Origin of the sequence: Melaminivora alkalimesophila (genome assembly GCF_000282995.1) — a bacterium.
Taxonomy (GTDB): domain Bacteria; phylum Pseudomonadota; class Gammaproteobacteria; order Burkholderiales; family Burkholderiaceae_C; genus Melaminivora; species Melaminivora alkalimesophila.
On the sequence record NZ_ALEE01000191.1, the window covers coordinates 1 to 2,775 of the forward strand.

Annotated in this window: 5 protein-coding genes; all 5 read right to left on the reverse strand. The window is 68.8% G+C overall.

Annotated features, from left to right (window positions below):
• Positions 1–893, reverse strand: an 893-nt coding sequence (locus A612_RS03040) for a type IV pili methyl-accepting chemotaxis transducer N-terminal domain-containing protein (protein ID WP_019373120.1), incomplete at its 3' end; no start/stop codon positions are given.
• A 35-nt stretch (positions 894–928) separates the two neighbouring features.
• Positions 929–1,456 (reverse strand): chemotaxis protein CheW, encoded by a 528-nt coding sequence (locus A612_RS03045; protein ID WP_019373121.1) that lies wholly within the window; start codon positions 1,454–1,456, stop codon positions 929–931.
• A 14-nt stretch (positions 1,457–1,470) separates the two neighbouring features.
• On the reverse strand, positions 1,471–1,836 hold the full coding sequence (locus A612_RS03050) for a response regulator (RefSeq protein WP_019373122.1): 366 nt from the start codon (positions 1,834–1,836) through the stop codon (positions 1,471–1,473).
• Between the two features lie 4 nt (positions 1,837–1,840).
• Complete coding sequence (locus A612_RS03055; RefSeq protein WP_019373123.1) at positions 1,841–2,236, reverse strand: response regulator; 396 nt, start codon at positions 2,234–2,236, stop codon at positions 1,841–1,843.
• 96 nt (positions 2,237–2,332) lie between these two features.
• A complete protein-coding gene (locus A612_RS03060) occupies positions 2,333–2,506 on the reverse strand; it encodes a rubredoxin (protein WP_206536106.1) in 174 nt (57 codons plus the stop codon).
• Between the last annotated feature and the right edge of the window lie 269 nt (positions 2,507–2,775).

The following is a 2,775-nucleotide window of genomic DNA, read 5'->3' on the forward strand; positions in this document are numbered from 1 at the left end:
GTGGCGGCCAGCCGCAGCTCCTCGCTGCCGTCCAGCAGCCCCTGGGCAATTTCCTGGAAGGTGTTCAGGTCCTTGCCGAGCAGGAACACCGCCTCGGGGCTCACGCCCTCGGTGGTCTGGAACTCGTTGGCGGACTTGCCGATGCGCTGCGTGAGCATCACCAGCTGGCCGGCGGCCGACAGCTCGGCGGCCGCGGCGCCCTGCTGCAGCTTCAGCGAGGACACGGTCTCGGCGATCTCCAGCAGATCGGCCGACTGGCGGTTGATGGTGCGCAACGCATCGCCCACCTGCGTCAGGATCTTCTGCTGGCCCATGACGACGCCGGCGTTGCGCTCGGCGCGCTCGGCCAGTGGAATGATGTTCTGCAACTCCGCCTGGTGCGCATCGCCCAGCGGCTGCACGTCCAGCTCGCTGTCGCCGTTGGCCAGGGCGCGCACGTTGCGTGCCAGCACGCTCGAGCTCTCCGCCACGTCGGGGAAGGCCTGGGGACTGCCGACCAGCGCCTGCGTGACCGCCTTCGCCAGCCGCTGCGACTGCATCAGCGCCTGGCCGGTGGCGGCGATCTGCTGCGCCGAGCGGTTGGTCTGCTGCAGCACCCAGCCGGCGATCAGCGCCAGCACCAGGACGCCCAGGACCAGCAGCATCAGCAGGCGGCGCTGGTGCACGGCCGCATCTGCGCGGCCCAGCAGGGGCAGGCGGACCTGGTCCTCGATGGCGACCTCGTCCTCCCCATAGGGCAGGCTCGCGCCCGGGTCGCCCTGGACGCTGTTCATGGCGTCCACGGCATAGGCCTCGGGCAGGGCCGCCGCATCGCTGGGCGGCAGCTCGGCGTCCCCCCCGGCGGCGGCCGGCTTGCGGTTGAACAGTTTTCCGAATGGATTGATGACGGACATGGTGCTGCCTTCAGCCTTAAGCGGGGAAGATTCGGTCAGGTGCCGATGCTCAAAAATTCAGGGTGCTCTGCGAGGACCTGCAGGTCCAGCTCCTGCCAGCGTCCGCCCTCGGCGTCCACGTGGACGGCCCCCAGGTACGGCGCGGCGTCCGCGCCGGCCGGCTCCGAGGCGACGAAGGCGTCTGCGGCGCGCAGGCCGACGAGCTGGTCGATGAGCAGTGCCGCATTGACCTGCAGCGCCGCATTGAGCGCCAGCAGGCTGGTCTCGGCCAGCGCCTGCTCGCTGCGCGGGCGGCCCTGGCCCAGGAGCGCCGCGAGATCGACCACGCCGGTCAGCGCGCCGCGCAGGTTCGCCACGCCCAGGAACCAGGGCTGGGTGTAGGGGACGGGCTGGACGCCGCTCCAGGAAAAGATCTCGCCGGACTGCGCCAGCGGAAACAGCAGGCGCTGCCCGGCCGCCTCCACCGCCAGCCAGCTGGCGACCGCCGTGCCTTCCGTGCGGGCCGCCTGCAGGCGTGCCGCCAGGCGGGTCTGCAGCTCCTTGAGTGCCTCGCGCTGGGCCATGGAACCGTGCGCCCTCAGCCGAGCGCTTCGATGGTGGCCTGCAGCTCGGCAGGGTCGACCGGCTTGGTCAGGTAGCCGCGCGCGCCCTGGCGCATGCCCCAGACGCGATCGGTTTCCTGGTTCTTGCTGGTGCACATGATGATCGGCACGTCGGCGTACTGCGGGTCGCGCGAGATCGTGCGCGTGAGCTGGAAACCGTTCTGGCCGGGCATGACCACGTCCATCAGGATCAGGTCGGGCTTTTCCTCGGCCAGGCGGCGCATCGCCTCCTCGGCGTTCTCTGCGGTGCGCACCTGCAGGCCCTTCTTCTGCAGCAGGTCGGTCAGGAACATCAGCTCGGTCTTCGAATCGTCCACCACGAGCACTTTCTGTATGGGCATTGCGTCACTCCTTGTCGCGGGCATGGGCAAATTGCTGCACGGTCTGCAGCAACTGGTCCTTGGTGAAGGGTTTGGTCAGATAGTCCTGGCAGCCCACCATGCGCCCGCGTGCCTTGTCGAACACCCCGTCCTTGGACGAGAGCATCACCACCGGCGTGTCGGCAAAGCGCGGGTTGCGCTTGATGATGGCGCAGGTCTGGTAGCCGTCCAGCTTGGGCATGAGGATGTCGCAGAAGATGAGCTGCGGCTGGTAGTCGTTGACCTTCGCCAGCGCATCGAAGCCATCGTCGGCCAGGAGCACCTCGTGCCCACCTTGCTTCAGGAAGATCTCGGCGCTGCGCCGGATCGTGTTGCTGTCGTCCACCACGAGGACCTTGAACGTGGGGCCGGTTGTCGTCATAGCCAATGTCTTCCGATGCTCCTGGAGGGAGGGGGTGGGTCAGGGAGGGGCGGCAGGATGCCCGGGCGCCGGCGGGGCCTTGCGGCCGGGCCTCGCTCAGATCTCGACCATCTCGAAATCCTGCTTGGCCGCACCGCACTCGGGACAGGTCCAGTCCGGCGGGACGTCCTGCCAGCGCGTGCCGGGGGCGATACCGTGCTCAGGGTCTCCGGCCGCCTCGTCGTAGAGCCAGCCGCAGAGCACGCACATCCAGGTCCTGAAATCGGTCACGCTCCAAAGGGTAAGGGGGCTTCCAATAGAATGCAACGATTGTATCCAGCCCTCTCGGCAGCTCGCGGCTTTTGCGCCACCGCCAGGGTTGCGCACTATTGCATGTCCACACAAAACCCCGGCACGGCGGACACGACCCCCTCCTTTCCCGACACCGGCAACGACGCGGCCGCCGAGGCGGTCTGCGTGCTGAGCTTCAACGCGGGCGACGCCAGCGGCGCCGGCGGGCTGGCGGCCGACGTGGCGGCCATCGCCTCGGTCGGCGCCCA